Annotated in this window: 15 protein-coding genes; 3 read left to right on the top strand and 12 right to left on the bottom strand. The window is 60.7% G+C overall.

Translation table 11 applies throughout. The features are described from left to right. Positions 1–90 precede the first annotated feature (90 nt). The 6 genes from KGA82_RS23215 to KGA82_RS23190 form a co-directional block, all read right to left on the bottom strand. A complete protein-coding gene (locus KGA82_RS23215; RefSeq protein ID WP_008035033.1) occupies positions 91–723 on the bottom strand; it encodes a sarcosine oxidase subunit gamma in 633 nt (210 codons plus the stop codon). Between the two features lie 136 nt (positions 724–859). Beyond that, complete coding sequence (locus KGA82_RS23210; protein WP_223452612.1) at positions 860–3,877, bottom strand: sarcosine oxidase subunit alpha; 3,018 nt, start codon at positions 3,875–3,877, stop codon at positions 860–862. Further along, on the bottom strand, positions 3,874–4,203 hold the full coding sequence (locus KGA82_RS23205) for a sarcosine oxidase subunit delta (RefSeq protein ID WP_008035036.1): 330 nt from the start codon (positions 4,201–4,203) through the stop codon (positions 3,874–3,876). The genes KGA82_RS23210 and KGA82_RS23205 overlap by 4 nt, the downstream gene beginning before the upstream one ends. A 14-nt stretch (positions 4,204–4,217) precedes the next feature. Continuing rightward, positions 4,218–5,468: a sarcosine oxidase subunit beta gene (locus KGA82_RS23200; RefSeq protein WP_007947735.1), complete on the bottom strand. Its 1,251-nt coding sequence runs from the start codon at positions 5,466–5,468 to the stop codon at positions 4,218–4,220. Positions 5,469–5,491: 23 nt separating this feature from the next. Beyond that, the gene (gene glyA, locus KGA82_RS23195; protein WP_008035038.1) at positions 5,492–6,745 is read right to left on the bottom strand and encodes a serine hydroxymethyltransferase; all 1,254 of its coding nucleotides are present in this window, start codon (positions 6,743–6,745) and stop codon (positions 5,492–5,494) included. A 288-nt stretch (positions 6,746–7,033) separates the two neighbouring features. Further along, positions 7,034–7,744 carry a TraX family protein gene (locus KGA82_RS23190; RefSeq protein WP_223452652.1) on the bottom strand — a complete coding sequence of 237 codons (711 nt, stop codon included), beginning with the start codon at positions 7,742–7,744 and terminating at the stop codon, positions 7,034–7,036. A 133-nt stretch (positions 7,745–7,877) separates the two neighbouring features. On the opposite strand from KGA82_RS23190, the gene KGA82_RS23185 reads away from it, so the two are divergent. Further along, positions 7,878–8,918: a low specificity L-threonine aldolase gene (locus KGA82_RS23185; RefSeq protein ID WP_008035042.1), complete on the top strand. Its 1,041-nt coding sequence runs from the start codon at positions 7,878–7,880 to the stop codon at positions 8,916–8,918. A 380-nt stretch (positions 8,919–9,298) separates the two neighbouring features. Beyond that, positions 9,299–10,123, top strand: coding sequence for an SDR family oxidoreductase (locus KGA82_RS23180; RefSeq protein ID WP_223452611.1), 825 nt, complete (start codon positions 9,299–9,301; stop codon positions 10,121–10,123). A gap of 126 nt (positions 10,124–10,249) precedes the next feature. Here KGA82_RS23180 and gbcB read toward each other — a convergent pair whose 3' ends face one another. Beyond that, positions 10,250–11,350 carry a glycine-betaine demethylase subunit GbcB gene (gene gbcB / locus KGA82_RS23175; protein ID WP_192227594.1) on the bottom strand — a complete coding sequence of 367 codons (1,101 nt, stop codon included), beginning with the start codon at positions 11,348–11,350 and terminating at the stop codon, positions 10,250–10,252. A 281-nt stretch (positions 11,351–11,631) separates the two neighbouring features. Here gbcB and gbcA point away from each other — a divergent pair, with 281 nt between their 5' ends. Next, the gene (gene gbcA / locus KGA82_RS23170) at positions 11,632–12,927 is read left to right on the top strand and encodes a glycine-betaine demethylase subunit GbcA (protein WP_008044830.1); all 1,296 of its coding nucleotides are present in this window, start codon (positions 11,632–11,634) and stop codon (positions 12,925–12,927) included. A 771-nt stretch (positions 12,928–13,698) separates the two neighbouring features. On the opposite strand, the gene KGA82_RS23165 is transcribed toward gbcA, so the two are convergent. From KGA82_RS23165 to dgcB, 5 genes are all read right to left on the bottom strand, one after another. Continuing rightward, entirely contained in the window at positions 13,699–14,862 is a 1,164-nt protein-coding gene (locus tag KGA82_RS23165; protein ID WP_223452610.1) for a retropepsin-like aspartic protease, read from the bottom strand. A 79-nt stretch (positions 14,863–14,941) separates the two neighbouring features. Further along, entirely contained in the window at positions 14,942–15,508 is a 567-nt protein-coding gene (locus KGA82_RS23160; RefSeq protein WP_008044826.1) for a GNAT family N-acetyltransferase, read from the bottom strand. Positions 15,509–15,632: 124 nt separating this feature from the next. Beyond that, positions 15,633–16,403, bottom strand: a complete 771-nt coding sequence (locus KGA82_RS23155) for an electron transfer flavoprotein subunit beta (RefSeq protein ID WP_223452609.1) — start codon at positions 16,401–16,403, stop codon at positions 15,633–15,635. 15 nt (positions 16,404–16,418) lie between these two features. Then, positions 16,419–17,639, bottom strand: a complete 1,221-nt coding sequence (locus KGA82_RS23150) for an electron transfer flavoprotein subunit alpha/FixB family protein (RefSeq protein ID WP_223434077.1) — start codon at positions 17,637–17,639, stop codon at positions 16,419–16,421. After that, entirely contained in the window at positions 17,639–19,588 is a 1,950-nt protein-coding gene (gene dgcB / locus KGA82_RS23145) for a dimethylglycine demethylation protein DgcB (protein WP_223452608.1), read from the bottom strand. The genes KGA82_RS23150 and dgcB overlap by 1 nt, the downstream gene beginning before the upstream one ends. Between the last annotated feature and the right edge of the window lie 84 nt (positions 19,589–19,672).

The raw sequence follows: 19,672 nt of genomic DNA, 5'->3' as shown, positions 1-19,672 counted from the left end.
CAACCGCTGCGCGGTTGATCGCCGGCAAGCCGGCTCCTACATTTGGAATGCATCTCCCTGTAGGAGCGAGGCTTGCCCGCGAAGGCAATCTCAGGCCTGAACGCTAAGCCCGTACTCGGCCGCCGCATCCTGCAACCACAACCACCAGTAATCCGAGAAGCTGCGACGGATCAGCAGTTCCCAGGTGTCTTCGGCGGTGTGGCGGATCACCAGTTGCGACTTGGCAAACACGGTGCCGACAGCCTTGCCGACCGGGAAGCTGTTGGGGTGTACGTCGTAGCTGGTGGACTTCATCAGCACCTGGCGCACGTTCGGACCGCTCAGTTCGAGGATCTGCTGGCCACCGCTGACGTTGACGATCTGGATGTGCAGGTCGCCCAGCGCTTCACGGAGCTTTTTCTCGGCGGCAAATTCTTCGCCGGTCGGCACGATCAGCAAATACTCATCCGGCCCCATCCATTGCAGGCTGGTTTCGCCCTTGACGATCACGGTCAGCGCGCTCGGCAATTCGATGCCCAGGGCCTTGTGCACGCCAGCGGCGAACGCGGCATCGTGGCCATCGCCACGGATGGTCAGGTGGCCGAGGAGTTTTTTCTCACGCACGATCACGCCGGCGTTTTTGCGACCCTTGCCGACCAGGCTGGCGAGGTCGGCATGATGCAGCGACGACTCGGCCTTGGCCCCGGTGGTTGGGCGTTGTTGGTAAACATTGGCTGCGGTCATAAAGCACCTGTTCCTGAAGTTCTTGCATCTCACCTGTGGGAGCGAGGCTTGCCCGCGAAGGCATCGACTCGGTTTTACTGAGGCACCGCGTCATCGTTCTTCGCGGGCAAGCCTCGCTCCTACAGGGGCTGTGGTGTCAGATGTTCTGGCGATCGCCTTTCGGATCGAAGAACACCGAAGAAACGATTTCCGCCTCGATCACGCTGCCGTCGGCCAGCGGAGCGAATACGCGCTCGCCGATCCGCTTCAAGCCGCCCTTGACCACGCCCATGGCAAACGAATAGCCGAGGGAGTTGTGCAGGTAGCTGGAGGTGACGTGACCGACCATCGTCATCGGGATCGTCTGCTTGGTGTTGAACACCAGTTGCGCACCTTCCGGCAGCCATTTGGTCGGATCGATCGGCTTCAGGCCCACCAGTTGTTTACGTTGATCACGCACGCAGTCTTCGCGATTCATGCCACGCCAGCCGATCCACGAGAACGGTTTGGTGCGACCGACACACCAGCCCATGTTCAGGTCGTCCGGGGTCATCGAGCTGTCAGTGTCCTGACCGACGATGATGAAGCCCTTCTCCGCACGCAGGATGTGCATGGTTTCGGTGCCGTACGGCGTCAGGTTGTACTGCTTGCCGGCCTCGGCGATTTTTTCGAGCACGCCCATGGCGTAGTCGGCTTGCACGTTGACTTCGTACGACAGCTCACCGGTAAACGAGATCCGGAACACCCGCGCCGGTACACCGCCGACCAGACCTTCTTTCCAGGTCATGAACGGGAAGGCTTCGTTGCTCAGGTCGATGTCGGTGACTTCGCTGAGCAGCTTGCGGCTGTTCGGCCCGGACAGGGTCATGGTTGCCCAGTGATCCGTCACGGAAGTGAAGTACACCTTCAGCTCTGGCCATTCGGTCTGTGAGTAGATTTCCAGCCATTGCAGCACGCGTGCAGCGCCGCCGGTGGTGGTGGTCATCACGAAGTGGTTGTCGGCGAGGCAAGCGGTGACGCCGTCGTCGAAGACCATGCCGTCTTCTTTGCACATCAGGCCATAACGCGCCTTGCCCACGTCGAGCTTGGTCCAGGCGTTGGTGTAGACGCGGTTGAGGAACTCACGCGCATCCGGGCCTTGAATGTCGATCTTGCCGAGGGTCGACGCATCCAGCAGGCCGACGCTGTCGCGCACGGCTTTGCATTCGCGTTTCACGGCGGCGTGAATGTCTTCACCGTTTTTCGGGAAGTACCAAGGACGTTTCCACTGACCGACGTCTTCGAATTCAGCGCCATTCTTCACGTGCCAGTGATGCAGCGCAGTGAAGCGCACAGGTTCGAAGATGTGCCCACAGTGACGGCCGGCCACGGCGCCGAAAGTCACCGGCGTGTAGTTCGGACGGAACATGGTGGTGCCCATCTGCGGGATGGTCACGTTCAGCGAACGGGCGGCAATGGCCAGGCCGTTGACGTTGCCGAGCTTGCCCTGGTCAGTGCCGAAGCCCAGTGCGGTGTAGCGTTTGACGTGCTCGACCGACTCGAAGCCCTCGCGGGTCGCCAGTTCAATGGCGGCGGCGGTGACGTCGTTTTGCAGGTCGACGAATTGCTTCGGCGCACGTGCGGTGTTCTTTTCGTGCGGCACCTGGAACAGCGCCAACGTAGGCTCTTCCAGGCGGCTCAGGGCTTTCGGCAAGGAGCCTTCGACCACACTGAAACCGGCTTCGCTGGCTGCGCGAGCGCCGCCTTCAAAACCGTCGGCCAGCGAATCGCCGAGGCCGTAGACGCCGTTGATGCCACCGACGCACACACGTTTCTGCGGTGCTTCACCCGGTACGAAACCGAGGATGTCTTCACGCCAGATCGGCTTGCCGCCCAGGTGCGAAGCCAGGTGAACCACCGGGCTGTAACCGCCGGAACTGGCAACCAGGTCGCATTCGAGCCACTCGCCAGGGCTGGTCACGGAATGAGCTTTGACGTCGATCGCGGCAACGCGAGCGGCGGTCACGTGCTTGCTGCCACGGGCCTCGATCACGGCGCTGCCGGTCAGGATGCGAATGCCTTTGGCGCGGGCTTCTTCAACCAGTGCACCACGCGGATTGCTGCGGGCGTCGGCGATGGCCACCACTTGCAGGCTGGCGTCGAGCCAATCCAGGGCAACGCGGTAGGCGTGATCGTTGTTGGTCGACAGCACCAGTTTTTTACCCGGTGCCACGCCGTAGCGACGGACGTAAGTCGACACAGCGCCGGCGAGCATGTTGCCCGGCACGTCGTTGTTGCCGTAGACCAGTGGACGCTCGTGAGCGCCGGTCGCCAGGACTACGCGCTTGGCGCGAACCCGGTGGATGCGCTGACGCACCTGGCCAATCGGGGCGCGGTCACCGAGGTGATCGGTCAGGCGCTCGTGAATGGTCAGGAAGTTATGGTCGTGGTAGCCGTTGACCGTGGCGCGCGGCAACAGCAGCACGTCCGGGGTGTTCTTCAGTTCGTCGAGGACGCTGGCGACCCATTCCACGGCAGGTTTGCCGTCGAGGCTTTCGCGGGAGTCGAGCAGGCTGCCGCCGAACTCTTCCTGCTCATCGGCCAGAATGACGCGAGCACCGCTGCGAGCGGCTGCCAAAGCAGCGGCCAGGCCAGCCGGGCCACCGCCGACGATCAGCACGTCGCAGTGCTGGTTCATGTAGTCGTAGGTGTCCGGATCGTTCTCGGTCGGCGAGCGGCCAAGACCGGCAGCCTTACGAATGTACTTCTCGTAAGTCATCCAGAACGATTGCGGGTACATGAAGGTTTTGTAGTAGAAGCCCGGCGGCATCAGCTTGCCGCCGACCTTGCCGAGAATCCCCATCATGTCGTTGTTCACGCTCGGCCAGCCGTTGGTGCTGGTGGCGACCAGGCCCTGGTACAGCGCTTGTTGCGTGGCGCGTACGTTCGGGATTTGCGTGGCTTCGGTCGCGCCGATCTGCAGCACGGCGTTCGGCTCTTCGGCACCGGCGGCGAAGATGCCGCGCGGACGGGAATACTTGAAGCTGCGACCGATGATGTCGACGCCGTTGGCCAGCAGTGCAGCGGCCAGGGAATCGCCTTCAAAGCCTTTGTAGGTCTGGCCGTTGAAGGTGAAGCTCAGCACTTTGTTGCGGTCGATCCGTCCGCCGTTGGACAGGCGATTGATCTGGCTCATACCTTCTCTCCCAGAGCCGTCGTAGCCGCTTTCGAGCTATCGGTCTTGTCGGTGAATTGTGGCTTGGTGCCGATCTTGTAAGTCTCGAGAATCTCGTAGGTCACGGTGTCGCGGGTGACGTTGAAGTACTGACGGCAACCGGCAACGTGATCCCACAGCTCGTGGTGCAGGCCGCGAGGGTTATCGCGGAAGAACATGTAGTCGCCCCACTCCTCGTCGGTGCAGGTGTTCGGATCCAGTGGACGCGGGATGTGCGCCTGGCCGGATGCGTGGAATTCCTCTTCAGAGCGCAGCTCGCCGCAGTGAGGACAGAAGATATGCAACATGGGGATTTCTCCTGTTAGTGGGCAACCGCAGCAGCGCCGTGTTCATCGATCAACGCACCGTTGTGGAAACGGTCGATGGAGAAAGGTGCGGCCAATGGGTGCATTTCACCCTTGGCCAGGCTCGCGGCAAACACGTTGCCCGAGCCAGGTGTTGCCTTGAAGCCACCGGTGCCCCAACCGCAGTTGAAGAACATGTTTGGTACCGGGGTTTTCGAGATGATCGGGCAGGCATCCGGCGTGGTGTCGACGATGCCGCCCCACTGCCGGTTCATGCGTACGCGGGACAACACCGGGAACATCTCGACGATGGCCTGGATGGTGTGCTCGATCACCGGGTACGAACCACGCTGGCCGTAGCCGTTGTAGCCGTCGATACCGGCACCGATCACCAGGTCGCCCTTGTCGGACTGGCTGATGTAACCGTGTACGGCGTTGGACATGATCACGCTGTCGATAATCGGCTTGATCGGCTCGGACACCAACGCTTGCAGCGGGTGGGATTCGATCGGCAGACGGAAACCAGCGAGTTTGGCCATGTGCCCGGAGTTACCGGCGGTGACCACACCGACGCGCTTGGCGCCGATGAAGCCCTTGTTGGTTTCAACGCCGATGCACACACCGTTTTCCTTGCGGAAACCGATCACTTCGGTCTGCTGGATCAGGTCCACGCCGAGTGCGTCAGCGGCACGGGCAAAGCCCCATGCCACGGCATCGTGACGGGCGACGCCGCCGCGACGCTGGACGGTAGCGCCCATCACCGGGTAGCGAGTGTTCTTCGAGCAGTCGAGGTACGGAATCTCGTCCGCTACTTGCTTGGCATCGAGCAGCTCGCCGTCCACGCCGTTGAGGCGGTTGGCGCTGACCCGACGCTCGGAATCACGAATGTCCTGCAGGGTGTGGCACAGGTTGTAGACGCCGCGCTGGGAGAACATCACGTTGTAGTTCAGGTCCTGGGACAGGCCTTCCCACAGTTTCATCGCGTGTTCGTACAGGTGCGCCGACTCGTCCCACAGGTAGTTGGAGCGAACGATGGTGGTGTTGCGCGCGGTGTTACCGCCGCCCAGCCAGCCTTTTTCGACCACGGCCACGTTGGTGATGCCGTGTTCCTTGGCCAGGTAGTAAGCCGTGGCGAGACCATGCCCGCCACCGCCGACGATGACCACGTCGTAGACCTTTTTAGGGGTCGGCGTGCGCCACATTTTCTGCCAGTTTTCATGATGGCTGAGGGAGTGTTTGAAGAGGCCGAAGCCCGAGTAGCGTTGCATAGTCATTTACTCCAAAACCGCGCTCAGCGATAAACCGGGAAGTCCGCGCACAGGGCCGACACTTGCTGCGCGACGTTCGCTTCGACATCGGCGTCGCCGAGGTTGTCGAGGATGTCGCAGATCCAGCCGGCCAGCGTGACGCACTGGGTCACCTTGAAGCCGCGGGTGGTCACCGCAGGGGTGCCGATGCGCAGGCCGGAAGTGACGAACGGCGACTGTGGATCGTTCGGGACAGCGTTCTTGTTCACAGTGATGTGGGCGCGACCGAGTGCTGCATCCGCCTCTTTGCCGGTGAGGCCCTGACGAATCAGGCTGACCAGGAACAGGTGGTTATCGGTGCCGCCGGACACTACATCGTAGCCGCGTTTGATAAATACGCCGGCCATGGCCTGGGCGTTATCGATCACTTGTTGCTGGTAAGCCTTGAAACCTGGCTCCAGCGCTTCCTTGAAGCACACCGCTTTACCGGCGATGACGTGCATCAGCGGGCCGCCCTGGGCACCCGGGAATACGGCTGCGTTGAGCTTCTTCTCGATTTCTTCGTTGGCCTTGGCCAGGATCAGGCCGCCACGCGGACCGCGCAGGGTCTTGTGGGTGGTGGTGGTCACCACGTCGGCGTACGGCAGCGGGTTCGGGTACAGACCGGCAGCGACCAGACCGGCAACGTGGGCCATGTCGACGAACAGCAGCGCGCCCACTTTGTCAGCGATCTGACGGAAGCGTGGGAAGTCGAGGGTCTTGGAGTAAGCAGAGAAGCCGGCAACGATCATCTTCGGCTTGCACTCGACGGCCAGGCGCTCGACTTCGTCGTAGTCGATCAGACCGGTCTTGGTGTCGATGCCGTACTGCACGGCGTTGTACAGCTTGCCCGAAGACGAAACCTTGGCGCCGTGGGTCAGGTGACCGCCGTGGGCCAGGCTCATGCCCAGAATGGTGTCGCCGGCTTGCAGCAGGGCCAGGTAAACGGCGCTGTTTGCCGAAGAACCGGAGTGCGGCTGCACGTTGGCGTAATCGGCGCCGAACAGTTGCTTGGCGCGTTCGATGGCCAGCGCTTCAACCTTGTCGACGTGCTCGCAGCCACCGTAGTAGCGCTTGCCCGGATAGCCTTCGGCGTATTTGTTGGTCAGGCCGCTGCCCTGCGCTTCCATGACGCGTTTGCTGGTGTAGTTTTCGGACGCGATCAGCTCGATGTGATCTTCCTGGCGTTGCTCCTCGGCATTCATCGCCGCCAGCAGTGCATCGTCGTAACCTTTGATCTGGTCTTGCTTGCTGAACATCGCGTCTCTCCCAGCGGCATCTGTGCGCCATTCGTCTCGGTAAGGCACGGCGTTTCGGCAGTGCCCTTTGATAGCGATGGTATGACCGGCGCAGACAGGTCAAATGCCTACGGACGCCACGCAAAGGTGCGTTTACGACATAGACCGAAATGGCTGAACGAACACGATCCTTGAACCAGTAGATATCCCTGTGGGAGTGAGACCGGCTTGCCGGCGATAGCGGTGGGTCAGGCAACATCGATGCTGGCTGTGACGGCCTCATCGCGAGCAGGCTCGCTCCTACAGGGGTTATGCGGCGATCTGGCGGACGATTAACAGCAAGAGGAAATGCAACGGATAAAGGGCATACGCCCAGCGCCGCATGGCTGGAGGATTGATGCGTCGCGCATGTCGCAACAAGAACAACCCGAGCCATGGCGCGATCAGACAAGCGGCAATGCCAGGGATCGCCGCACTGTTACCCAACCGGGCGGAGTAATACAGCACCTCCCATTGATTGGCGGCCAGACAGATCAACCCCGGCAACAGGCTGAAATACCAGGGCCGCTTGAGCACCAGCAACATCGCCAGCGGCAACAACACACCAAAAACGCCGAACATCAGGTATTCCGTGAACACCGCTGCCAGCACTAAGACAGCAACCGCAAGCAGGCGCGATGGCAGCGTCTTTTGTTGCCAGCCACGCGCGACCAAAAGCCCAAGCGCCAGCGTAGGCAGCACGTTCAAGGTGTCGGGATCGGGGATGAACATCCTGTAAGGGATTTCGCTGATAGCACTAAACAGAATCAACCAGCCCAGATACCGCCATTGATGTGTGACTTGTCGTGAACGCGACAGGTTCGCCGCCATTGCCAGACAAAACCACGGAAACGCCAGTCGTCCGGGCACATACAGCAGATCGAGGGAATAACCGACATATCGCAGGTGATCGAGCACCATGCTCAGCAGCGCCAGCCACTTGAGCAGATCCAGTGCCCCATCCCGTTGAGTCATGTGCATAATCGCCCGTCGTCTTTGTATTTTTCTGTCAGACGCATCCTGTGTGCTCGCCGGATGATCTTCGGTAAAGTGCGCACCATCATTGACCACGAGACGCTTCACCATAAGCGTCCCGACCACGGAAAGCAGGGCCATGACCGATAAGAGCCAACAATTCGCCAGCGACAACTATTCCGGTATCTGCCCTGAAGCCTGGGCGGCGATGGAACAGGCCAACCACGGCCACCAGCGCGCCTACGGCGACGATGAATGGACCGCTCGCGCGTCCGATGATTTCCGCAAACTGTTCGAAACCGACTGCGAAGTGTTCTTCGCCTTCAACGGCACCGCCGCCAACTCCCTGGCCTTGTCGTCGCTGTGCCAGAGTTACCACAGCGTGATCTGCTCGGAAACCGCCCACGTCGAAACCGACGAATGCGGCGCGCCGGAGTTCTTTTCCAACGGCTCCAAGCTGCTGGTCGCCCGCACCGAGAACGGCAAGCTGACCCCGGAATCGATCCGCGAAGTGGCCCTCAAGCGCCAGGACATTCACTACCCGAAACCGCGCGTCGTGACCCTGACCCAAGCCACCGAAGTCGGCAGCGTCTACACCCCGGAAGAAATCCGCGCCATCAGCGCCACCTGCAAAGAACTCGGCCTGAACCTGCACATGGACGGCGCGCGCTTCTCCAACGCCTGCGCGTTCCTCGGCTGCACACCGGCCGACCTGACCTGGAAGGCTGGTGTTGACGTGCTGTGCTTCGGCGGTACGAAAAACGGCATGGCAGTGGGTGAGGCGATTCTGTTCTTCAACCACAAACTGGCCGAAGACTTCGACTACCGCTGCAAACAGGCCGGGCAACTGGCCTCGAAAATGCGCTTCCTCTCGGCGCCGTGGGTCGGGATCCTGGAAAACGATGCCTGGCTCAAATACGCCCGTCACGCCAACCATTGTGCGCAACTGCTGGCGGAACTGGTCAGCGATATCCAGGGCGTGGAACTGATGTTCCCGGTGCAGGCCAACGGCGTGTTCCTGCAACTCTCGGAACCGGCCATCGCCGCACTGACCGCCAAGGGCTGGCGCTTCTACACCTTCATCGGCAACGGCGGCGCCCGCTTCATGTGCTCCTGGGACACCGAGGAAGAACGCGTACGTGAATTGGCAGCGGATATTCGCGAAGTGATGTCCCGCTAACAACACAAACCCCGTAGGAGCCAGCTTGCTGGCGATCCAGACGACGCGGTACACCCGACACACCGCCATCGCCGGCAAGCCGGCTCCTACAAATTCCCGCCCCGCCTGCCATCCTGCGTACGACACAAACCCTGTAGGAGCCGGCTTGCTGGCGATCCAGACGACGCGGTACACCCGACACACCGCCATCGCCGGCAAGCCGGCTCCTACAAATTCCCGCCCCGCCTGCCATCCTGCGTACGACACAAACCCTGTAGGAGCCGGCTTGCTGGCGATCGCCGCAACGCGGTACACCCGACACACCACCCTCGCCAGCAAGATGCACCACGCATGTTGGTCTACATTGAAGCGCTCAGATAACAATAATCAGGAGCGCACGCATGTCCCTTCAAGGCAAAACCCTGTTCATCACCGGCGCCAGCCGCGGGATTGGTCGTGAGATCGCGCTGCGGGCCGCGCGCGATGGGGCCAACATCGTGATTGCAGCCAAAAGTGCAGAGCCGCACGCCAAATTGCCGGGCACGATTTTCAGCGTCGCAAAGGAAGTCGAAGCCGCCGGCGGCAAGGCGCTGGCGCTGCAGGTGGATGTGCGTGATGAAGTCGCGGTGCGTGAGGCACTGGCCCAGGCCAACGAGCATTTCGGCGGCATCAATGCGCTGGTCAACAACGCCGGCGCGATCAAGCTGACCGGGGTTCAGCACATCGAGCTCAAGCGCTTCGACCTGATGCACCAGATCAACACCCGCGCCGTATTGCTGTGCAGCCAGGCAGCCCTGCCTTACCTGAAGAAAAGCAGCGGTCATATCCTCAACCTGTCACCGCCACTGAACCTGGCAACCAAGTGGTTCGCCCAATACAGCCCGTACACCGTGACCAAATACGGCATGAGCATGCTCACGTTGGGCATGAGCGAGGAATTCAAGAATTACGGGATCAGTGTCAACTCGCTGTGGCCGCAGACGATGATCGCCACCGCCGCCATCGAATTTCAATTGGGCTCACGCGAGTCGTTCAAACATGCGCGTACGCCGGAGATCATGGCGGATGCTGCTCACGCCATCCTGGACAGCAACGGTCGCAGCATCACCGGTCGGCTGCTGATTGATGAGGAAATTCTGCGGGAGCACGGCGCGACCGAATTCGATCATTACCGCTTTGAGCCCGGCACCAACGACAAGTTGATGCCAGACCTATTCGTCGACTGAGATATCCACAACCTTGTAGGAGCTGTCGAGTGAAACGAGGCGGCGATCTTTTGACTTCAAAAATCAAGGTCAAAAGATCGCCGCCTCGTTTCACTCGACAGCTCCTACAGGTTTATCGTGCGACCATCAATACTCGATGCGAACGTCGCCCTTCGGCACGCTGCAGCACGACAGGATGAACCCTTCGGCTTCGTCTTCTTCGGTGATCCCGCCGTTGTGGTCCATCTCCACTTCGCCGCCAAGCTTGAGCACCTTGCAGGTGCCGCAAATGCCCATGCCGCAAGCTTTCGGAATCATCAGGCCGACCTTGGCGGCCGCCGCATGCACGGTCTCGCCCGGTGCCACGCGGATGCTCTTGCCCGAGGCGGTGAATTCCACCTCATGCAAATCAGCCGCATCGATTTCCGGCGCGTCAGCGGCCTGCTCGGCATTCTCCACGGCATCGGCGATCGCCTCTGGCGGCGTGGCGCCGAATGATTCCTCGTGGTAGTGCTTCATATTGAAGCCGGCGTTTTCCAGCAGGCGCTTGACCGCGTTCATGTAAGGCGTCGGGCCGCAGCAGAACACTTCGCGCTCAAGGAAGTCCGGGACCATCAGTTCCAGCATCTTGTGGTTCAGATAACCGCGATAACCGGCCCATGGCTCACCAAAACCATGTTTTTCACAGATCAGGTGCAGGCTGAAATTTTCGATCCGCGCGGCCATGTGTTCCAGCTCGCGGTGATAAATGATGTCTTTCGGCGAGCGGGCGCTGTGGATAAACGCCATGTCGACATTGCCGTTGGTATCGAAGAACCAGCGGGCCATGGACATGCACGGCGTGATGCCCACGCCGCCACTGAGGTACAGCACTTTCGGGTTCGGGAAGTCGATCGCGTTAAACAGCCCGACCGGGCCGTGCACCGCCAGTTCGTAGCCTTCATGCAGGGTGTCGTGCAGCCAGTTCGAAACCTTGCCGCCCGGCACGCGCTTGATCGTGACCGAAAAGCTGTACGGCACCGAGGGCGAACTGGAAATGGTGTACGAACGCATGATCTGCTGGCCATCGATTTCCAGCTCCAGGGTGACGAATTGCCCCGGCTTGAAGAAGAACATGATCGGCTGGTCGGCCATAAAGCAGAAGGTGCGCACATCCCAGGTTTCCTGGATGACTTTGACGCAACGGACGATGTGTCGGCCATTGGCCCAGGTCTGGGTGGTTACCGGATTCAGGAAGCTGTTGGACATGCTGTTCTCCACCGCCGATGGTCGGCCTTATGTTGACGATTCTGCGTATAGCGCAGACCACCCATTTACCTATCTGCGACATTCACATACTTATCGCGACCAGCCCCCAACTGCCGGGGGTTACGCGTCGGGAACAGATTGGGCCATGTCGCCCATGGATAAGGTTCCGGGCAACGCCGGCCCCACACTCGCCCCATACCAAGACATAACCTTTACACCTTGCGTAGCAACCCTGATCAGCCACTTTCGCGGCCACGCAGATGGCCTTGAGGATATACACGATGGACGTCACCGCAAAAATCAGCCTGGGCGATCCGCTGGAACCCGCACGCAAGGCCACCGCGCAGATGCTGCAAGAGCGCGAGCGCACCTTCTCGCTGCCGCAGCCGTTTTACTCTGACGAGCGGCTGTTTGATATCGACATGCAGGAGATCTTCCAGAAAGAGTGGTTGATCGCCGGCATGACCTGCGAAATCCCGACCAAGGGCAACTACCTGACCCTGCAAGTCGGCAAGAACCCGATCATCGTGATTCGCGGCGCCGAAGGCGTGGTTCACGCCTTCCACAACGTCTGCCGTCACCGCGGTTCGCGGCTGTGCACCAGTGAAAAAGGCAAAGTCGCCAAGCTGGTCTGCCACTACCACCAGTGGACCTACGAGCTGGACGGTCGCCTGCTGTTCGCCGGCACCGAGATGGGCGCCGATTTCGACATGAAGCAGTACGGCCTCAAACCGGTGAACGTGAAGACCGCTGGCGGCTATATTTTCATCAGCCTGTCGGAGAATCCGCCGGCCATCGATGACTTCCTGTCGACGCTGAACCATTACATGGAACCGTACGACATGGAAAACACCAAGGTGGCGGTGCAAACCACCTTGATGGAAAAGGCCAACTGGAAACTGGTGCTGGAAAACAACCGCGAGTGCTACCACTGCAACGCGTCGCACCCGGAACTGCTGAAAACCCTGCTGGAATGGGACGACGTCACCGACCCGCGCGCCGACCAGGCGTTCAAGGACCACGTCGCCGCTTCCGCCGCTGCCTGGGAAGCCGAGAAGATCCCTTACGCCCACGCCAGCTTCGGCCTGCGTAACCGCATCGTGCGCATGCCGCTGCTCAAAGGCACCGTGTCGATGACCATGGACGGCAAACAGGGTTGCGCCAAACTCATGGGCCGCATCAAGAACCCGGACCTGGGCTCGATGCGCATCCTGCACCTGCCGCACTCGTGGAACCACTGCATGGGCGACCACATCATCGTCTTCACCGTGTGGCCGATCAGTGCGCAGGAAACCATGGTCACCACCAAGTGGATCGTGCACAAGGATGCCGTCGAAGGCGTCGACTACGACGTGGAGCGCATGCGCCAGGTCTGGGATGCCACCAACGACCAGGACCGTCGCCTGGCTGAAGAAAACCAGCGCGGCATCAACTCCTCGGCTTACCAGCCAGGGCCTTACTCCAAGACCTATGAGTTTGGTGTGGTGAACTTTGTGGATTGGTACAGCGAGCGTCTGCTGAACAACCTTGGTGCTGAGCCTGCGCCTTACCTCAAGGGTGTTCCGGTTCAGGGTTAAAGATCAAAAACATCGCGAGCAGGCTCGCTCCCACAGGGGATCTTTGGCGCACCGAAGATCCAATGTAGGAGCAAGCTTGCTCGCGATGGCGCCATCCCTCGCAACACATCCCCTTCTGACTCTCCGCGATCTTAGAACTGTACGAAATATGATCTATTGCGTTCAGCGCTATGCCGTTCGTGGCTTCCAGCCTTCCGCAAACAAGTTATCCACACCTCCACCCACAGCTAATGGGGACAAGTGTGCGACGCCCCCTAACTTTCTCCACAGAAACCGAAGAAAATCCGTGACTTATCCAGAAGCAGGGTTTTGAACAGCGATTGGTTGTTTTTTAACCTGACACCTGAAAGCCACGCAGCACGTGGCCTGTAGCGGATGGCGAACACCTTATCCACAGAAGCGCCAACAGACTTTGGGGGCAACTTCGCCGCCTCTGTGGAAAACCGCCGAAAGCCGCGATAAATCAGGGTTTGCGCGAGGTTCGCCCCTCCAAACCGGCAAATTGATCATTTTTTAATCATGCAGCGTACAGGCCCGGTTTATATGGCCTGTAGCGGACAGCGAACATCTTATCCACAGAAGCGCCAACAGAGATTGGGGGCAAGTATTGGCGAACGAATAGACTTATCCTCTGGAAAAAGCCCGAAAAAACCGCAACTTAGGCTGGTTGTTTTTTGTACGAAGGCTTGCAGGGCTTGATTCGTATGGCGTGCAGCGATGGGCGAACACGTTATCCACAGAAGCGCTAACAGGGATTGTGGGTAACCGTGATCAAACCCTGTTGAAACAGGACAGGCCCGAAGCAATATCCAGATTCAACTCGTAATCATTGAATGCACGCCATCCGAGCAAAATCGACGGCACGTACTGCCCAAGCAGCATCGACGGCGGGATCGTAAAGTCCGGGTAGTACTTGTAGGCGATCAGACGGGTACGCCCGGACAAGCTCAACTCGCCCCTGAAGATCTGGTGGTTCGGCTTATCGATGACATGAACAGGTGAAACGCCGGGTGAGGCCGATGTCAGGTAATCCACATTGCCGGTGTCGATAATCGCCACGGTCGCACGCCGATCCAGCCGCGCAGCAAGGGTCAATCGTTGATTGATGTCGATACGGATGAAGGTGACCGGCGAATCACATCGTGTGGGCGCCCCGGCGTTGATCTCCAGCGTCTTTTTCGTAATGTTCAATCGTCCCAGCTTACCGATCAGGTCGAGCCCCAATAAGTTATCCCGGTCACTGACAAACACCAGGACGTTCCTGAACTCGCTTGCACCGATCTTCAGGGACTCAAGGATTCCGAGTTTGGCCGCCAGGTCTCGCTCGCCGTAGAAGGTGCTGTAACCGTAATCAGAGTCGGTCAGCAGCTTGATGCCCATCTGTTTCGCGGTTTCGCTGTTGACCCGGGTTTGCGGGGCGCCCGTATCAAGAATGAACCGCGCCGAAACACCGTTGGCGGCTCTTACATCGAGGTACGGCAGCACCTCATTCGTCTCGTGGCCATCGTTTGGGGAAGGATGAATCGGCAGCACTTCGCGTCGCGGTGATCTTGTCAGCGAGAAATCGGCGACCTGCCGCAAGGTCGCGATCGATTCGCTGCCGAACATGGAGAACAACTGTTGGAGTTCAGGGTCATTGGCGATGGCTTGAGCATGGCGCCGCTTGATTGCCAGGTAGTAATCGGGCAGCTGATTGGCGGCCTTGGTCTCGAACATTCTGGCGAGAACGGTGACTGAACAATTGAGGTTTTTATCAGGCGCCAACACCTGATCGCAGTGTTGCTTCATTTGCGCCAGGGAGGCGTGCCGCCCCTGCGCAGAGTCGATCCATTGATAGAAATCCGGATCGCCCTGGCGGGTTTCAGCGGCCGCAACCATCACAACCAGCATCACGCCACAGATCAGACATGTCTCACGCCGACTGACCGCGTTCATCGACAACCCATTCCTGAAAACGAGTTTTATGAATCAGCGCTGCTGCCGCCTCGGGCCGCTCATTAAGAAATGTAGCTCACTAGGGCCACTGCATGAGGTAAGCGTCGCCGGTCACCCGAATCATCGGGTGTGGCGTGATCTGGCAGGTATCGACGATGCGGAATCCATGCCGTTCATAGAAACGACGGGCGCCGGTGTTGACGGCATAGTCGATCAGGCTCAAGCCCTTGAGCCCCAACTGGCGGGCGCGTTCGTGAGCGTGGGCGAGGAACTGTTTGCCAAGGCCCTGGTTGCGCCAGCCTTCATGCAGCGCGAGGCTCGATATGTACAGCGTGTCGGGGATTTCCATGTCGGCATACGGCGCCAGCACCGGATCGGTGGTGGGCTCGGCCAGTGGATCGTGGCGCATCACGTAGCTGTGCATCATGCCGATGACGTGGCCGTCGGCCTCGGCGATGAGGCAGTTCTGGTAGGAGAAATCCACGTCGTCACGGGCGTAACGCAGGGCGCCGACATCCAACAGGTCCTGGCCGGGTTCGGCGAGTTGGCTCCAGATGTAATCCGAAGCGCCTTCCGAGGAAATCTGGAACAGACGGGCAATCTCCCGCGCATCCGCGCGCAGGGCCGAACGAAATTTGACGGTCATTAAACTTTCCCCCTGTGGGAGCGAGCCTGCTCGCGATAGCGGTGTATCAGCTGAATAGATGTCAACTGATACACCACCATCGCGAGCAGGCTCACTCCTACATTAGTTCTGTGCAGATTCGCGGTTAGCGGACCACGCCTTCTTCGATCAGCAATTTGAGAATCGCTTCGGCACCCGCTTGCGCCGTGACACCTTTGAGCACCTGCCCGCCGCCGCCACTGGCTTTGGCTGTCGCCGCTTTCATCCGGTCCGCGCCGCTTTTGGCCTTGATCACTTTCAAGCGTTTAGGCCGAGGCTTGGCCGGTTGCAGCGTCGATACGGCCAGCAACGCATCATCGATCACTTCGACTTCATCCGCCTGCAACACACCACGCCGGGCCGGGCCGTACGCGCTCTGACGAGGCTTCGGCGCCGCGTTATCCACAGTCGCCAGGAACGGCAGTCGCACCTTCAAACGACGGCGCTGACCACGGGGCAACGCTTGAAGGACAAGCGCCGAACTGCCATCGATGGACTCCACCTGAGCCAGCCCGACCACCAGCGGCCAGCCGAGGTTTTCCGCCAGCAGGAACGGCAGCATGCCCGAGCCTTCGCCGGTTTCTGCCTGGCTGCCAGTCAGCACGACTTGTGCTCCGGCATCGCGCAAATAGGCGGTCAACGCCGGCAAGGCATCGGCGCCAGCTGGTTGCTCCAGCACGTGCAGTTGTTCCAGGCCCATGCCCAGATAGGCGCGCAGCGCAGGCTCCGCGACGTCGCCGGCATGCAGCACTTGCAGGTTATCCCCAGCCAGTTGCAGACCCAGTTCCACGGCCCGCGCATCCTGCTCCGCGCGACGTGGCCGGCCGGAGGTCGGGTGGGCGCCGATGGACACCAGGCTGATGATTTTCGTGCTCATAACCCTTTCCTTCCCTTAAGCCGCATCGCGCTTGGCGTCGTCGCGATAAGCCGCTATCGCATCGATCAAGGCTTGAAGAATCTCGGCACTCTCGCCGATCACCGACAGGTCGGCCCGTTTGATCATGTCGCAACCTGGGTCGAGGTTGATCGCCACCACCTTGTCGCAGGCACCGATGCCTTGCAGGTGCTGGATCGCCCCGGAAATCCCCACCGCCACGTAGACCCTCGCAGTGACCCACGTGCCGGACGCGCCGACCTGACGATCACGGGCCATGAAGCCATCGTCCACCGCCACACGGGATGCGCCTTCGGTGGCGCCGAGCGCTTCGGCAGTCCTGTGGAAAAGTCCCCAGTCCTTGACGCCGTTGCCGCCGGAGAAGATGAACTCTGCTTCGGCCATCGGAATGGCTGCCGGGTCCACGGCCACAGCGCCCAGATCCTCGATCCGCGACAAGCTGCGCGCCACGGTTGTGGATAACTCCACCGGCAAGGCTTCATGACGGGTTTCGCTGACCGGCTCGGCGCATTCGGCGGCGGCCAGAATCAAGCGTGCGACCGGACGCGCAAGGTCTTGCAACCCGGCGCCAGCGCGGCCGATGCATTCCTGATCCTTGACCTGCCAGACCCGTGTGGCCGGGCGTTCGCCCAGTGCAGCGGCAAAGCGCCGACCGAGTTCGCCGCCACCGCTGCGGCTGTCCGGCAGCAGCCAGTGACGCGGGCTGAACTGGTTATCCACAGCCCGCAGGCCCTGGACACGTTGCTCCGGTGCATAACCACTGAATTCGTCGCCTTCGAGCACCAGCAAGCGATCGACGCCGGCGGTGGCAAACGCGTTTTCCTTGTGTTCGCCGAAGACCACGGCCAACACCGCGCCGTCCTTGCCGGCCAGCTGATGCGCCAGGCCGAGCAAATCCTTGTCGTGGCTGCTCAAGCGGCCACCGACCATGTCCGGCACCACGCTGATGTAAAACGCAGGTGCTGGCACTTGATGCAGCGGCAATTGCACTTCAACAGCGGCCGAACGTTTGGTCGCCCCGCCCTGCTGCGCGCCGCTGCGGTCGATGCGCTTGATGCCGTTGGGACCGATAAAACCGATGCCATGCGGGTTCTTGCGGATGACGCCGTTCGGCCCCATCCAGCTGTGTTGCGCCGGCTGCATGGCCGCGTGCAGCGGGTGCAGTCGGTTACGGGCAATCCATTCGGCGCGGGGGTCGCGGCGGATAATGTCGCTCATCAGTGGGCCTCCGCAGGTTCACGTTGGGCCGGTGTGGACGGTTTGCTTGGCGCTGCGTCTTCAAGCAGTGCGTCCGCCACCAGCTCGGCGATGTCCTTGATCAACGGCCGCGGTTCAACCACGCCTTCGAGCATCGCGGTGCATTGTGGACAACCCACGGCCACCAGTTCGGCGCCGGTTTCGCGGATGTCTTCCATGCGCATGTCGGGGATCCGCTGCTTGCCCGGAATGTCAGTGATCGGCGCGCCGCCACCGCCGCCGCAGCAGCGTGAACGGAAACCGGAGCGTTGCATCTCTTTCACTTCAATCCCGAGGGCGCGCAGCACTTCTCGCGGCGCCTCGTATTCGCCGTTATAGCGACCGAGGTAGCACGGGTCGTGATAGGTCACGCTGCTGCCTTTGTGCTGGCCGAGATTGAGCGCGCCGGCGTCGATGATTTCGGCCATGTAGGTGCTGTGGTGCTGCACCAGGTAGTTGCCGTCGAAGGCGCCGTACTCATTTTTCAGCACGTGGAAGCTGTGCGGGTCGCAGGTGACGATGCGGTTGAAACTGTACTTGGCCAGGGTCTGGATGTTGCGCTTGGCCAACAACTGGAACGTCGCTTCGTCGCCCAGACGTCGGGCTACGTCACCGCTGTCGCGTTCTTCGAGACCGAGTACCGCGAAGTCGACCTTGGCCGCTTTCAGCACTTTGACGAAGGCACGCAAGGTGCGCTGGTTGCGCATGTCGAAGGCGCCGTCGCCGACCCAGAACAGCACGTCGGTGGATTTTTTCTCGCTGAGCAGATTGAGGTTCAAATCCGCTGCCCAGTTCATCCGGCCACCCGGTGCGAAACCGCCAGGGTTGTCGGTGGCAATCAGGTTTTCCAGGACTTCGGCGCCCTTGTTCGGGGTCGCGCCTTTTTCCAGGGTCAGATGGCGACGCATGTCGACGATGGCATCGACGTGCTCGATCATCATCGGGCATTCCTCGACGCAGGCACGGCAGGTGGTGCAGGACCACAGCGTTTCGGCGTCCACCAGACCGTTGACGATCGGTTGATGCGGGTTGCCCGCGTGTTCGCCGATGGCTTTGCCCGGATAGGGGCTGCCGGCGAACTTGGCATCGGTGCCGCCGGCAAGGCCGACGACCATGTCCTGAATCAGCTTTTTCGGGTTCAGCGGCTGGCCGGCGGCGAACGCCGGGCACGCGGCTTCACACTTACCGCATTGCACACAGGCGTCGAAACCGAGCAGTTGGTTCCAGGTGAAATCCTTGGGTTTTTCCACGCCCAGCGGTGCGTTTGGATCGTTCAGGTCGAGCGGTTTCAAACCGGTGGAACGACCACCGCCAAAACGCTCGGCGCGACGGTGCCAGGCCAGGTGCAGGGCACCGGCGAAGGCGTGCTTCATCGGCCCGCCCCAGGTCATGCCGAAGAACAACTCGCTGACGCCCCACAGCACGCCGATCCCGAGGATCGCTGCCACCACCCAACCGCCAAAATTCTCCGGAAGGATGCCGGCGACCGGCAGAGTCAACAGGAAGAAGCTCGCCGAGAACGCCAACAAGCTTTTCGGCAGGCGCATCCACGGCCCTTTGGACAGGCGAGCCGGCGGGTTGCGACGACGCAGGTACACAAAGATCGCACCGACGAACATCACCACTGTCATCAACAACAGCGCGTAACCGAGGAAGCGGTTATGCAGGCCGAAACCGTGCACCAGAATCGCCAGCACGATGGACGCCACCGCACCACCGGCCGTGGCCACGTGGGTGTTGGCGATGTATTTGTCCCGCGCGACAACATGGTGCAAATCGACCATGTAGCGCTTGGGCATGGCGAACAGGCCACCGATCAGGTCGACCTTGGAGGCTCGGCCCCGGCGCCACATGGCCACCCGCCGCAACGCGCCGAGGACAGCAAGGCCCAGGGCAGCGAACAACAGGATTGGAAGAAGGGTGTTCAACATGGTGGAGCTCCCAAAGACCGCAGGGTCTTGCAGGCCAAACTACCTGGATGCCTTGCCCGATTCCTGTAGGAGCGAGGCTTGCCC

Source organism: Pseudomonas sp. BF-RE-22 (assembly GCF_019956155.1).
GTDB classification, from domain to species: domain Bacteria; phylum Pseudomonadota; class Gammaproteobacteria; order Pseudomonadales; family Pseudomonadaceae; genus Aquipseudomonas; species Aquipseudomonas migulae.
This window is presented reverse-complemented; position numbering and strand designations above follow the sequence as displayed.

Excerpts from the sequence above, each read along its gene's own strand:
- gbcB (WP_192227594.1), bottom strand. The coding sequence starts at position 11,350 with ATGTCCAACAGCTTCCTGAATCCGGTAACCACCCAGACCTGGGCCAAT.
- KGA82_RS23200 (WP_007947735.1), bottom strand. The coding sequence starts at position 5,468 with ATGCAACGCTACTCGGGCTTCGGCCTCTTCAAACACTCCCTCAGCCAT.
- KGA82_RS23150 (WP_223434077.1), bottom strand. The coding sequence starts at position 17,639 with ATGAGCGACATTATCCGCCGCGACCCCCGCGCCGAATGGATTGCCCGT.
- KGA82_RS23215 (WP_008035033.1), bottom strand. The coding sequence starts at position 723 with ATGACCGCAGCCAATGTTTACCAACAACGCCCAACCACCGGGGCCAAG.
- dgcB (WP_223452608.1), bottom strand. The coding sequence starts at position 19,588 with ATGTTGAACACCCTTCTTCCAATCCTGTTGTTCGCTGCCCTGGGCCTT.
- KGA82_RS23160 (WP_008044826.1), bottom strand. The coding sequence starts at position 15,508 with ATGACCGTCAAATTTCGTTCGGCCCTGCGCGCGGATGCGCGGGAGATT.
- glyA (WP_008035038.1), bottom strand. The coding sequence starts at position 6,745 with ATGTTCAGCAAGCAAGACCAGATCAAAGGTTACGACGATGCACTGCTG.
- KGA82_RS23205 (WP_008035036.1), bottom strand. The coding sequence starts at position 4,203 with ATGTTGCATATCTTCTGTCCTCACTGCGGCGAGCTGCGCTCTGAAGAG.
- KGA82_RS23210 (WP_223452612.1), bottom strand. The coding sequence starts at position 3,877 with ATGAGCCAGATCAATCGCCTGTCCAACGGCGGACGGATCGACCGCAAC.
- KGA82_RS23165 (WP_223452610.1), bottom strand. The coding sequence starts at position 14,862 with ATGAACGCGGTCAGTCGGCGTGAGACATGTCTGATCTGTGGCGTGATG.
- gbcA (WP_008044830.1), top strand. The coding sequence starts at position 11,632 with ATGGACGTCACCGCAAAAATCAGCCTGGGCGATCCGCTGGAACCCGCA.
- KGA82_RS23185 (WP_008035042.1), top strand. The coding sequence starts at position 7,878 with ATGACCGATAAGAGCCAACAATTCGCCAGCGACAACTATTCCGGTATC.
- KGA82_RS23155 (WP_223452609.1), bottom strand. The coding sequence starts at position 16,403 with ATGAGCACGAAAATCATCAGCCTGGTGTCCATCGGCGCCCACCCGACC.
- KGA82_RS23190 (WP_223452652.1), bottom strand. The coding sequence starts at position 7,744 with ATGCACATGACTCAACGGGATGGGGCACTGGATCTGCTCAAGTGGCTG.
- KGA82_RS23180 (WP_223452611.1), top strand. The coding sequence starts at position 9,299 with ATGTCCCTTCAAGGCAAAACCCTGTTCATCACCGGCGCCAGCCGCGGG.